Source organism: Acinetobacter sp. ANC_7553 (assembly GCF_056779895.1).
Genome location: NZ_JBWYIV010000071.1, coordinates 1 through 212, shown reverse-complemented (window position 1 = coordinate 212; position 212 = coordinate 1). Strand labels below are relative to the sequence as shown.

Annotated in this window: 2 tRNA genes; both read right to left on the bottom strand. The window is 47.6% G+C overall.

Features of this window, described 5'->3' with window-relative positions:
- Window positions 1–58 (bottom strand) — tRNA-Ala (locus AC1M9I_RS14740).
- Window positions 59–121: 63 nt separating this feature from the next.
- A tRNA-Ile gene (locus AC1M9I_RS14735) sits at window positions 122–198 on the bottom strand.
- Between the last annotated feature and the right edge of the window lie 14 nt (window positions 199–212).

The window sequence follows — 212 nt, the reverse complement described above, 5'->3', positions numbered from 1 at the left end:
TAGGAGAGTCGAACTCCTGACCTCCTGCGTGCAAAGCAGGCGCTCTACCAACTAAGCTAAGTCCCCAGCTTATCATTTAGATCAATGTATCTTTCTTCTGTATGAATTGCTTCGTCAGTAGTGGTGGGTCTGACAAGACTTGAACTTGTGACCCCACGCTTATCAAGCGTGTGCTCTAACCAACTGAGCTACAGACCCTCAGATACATCGTC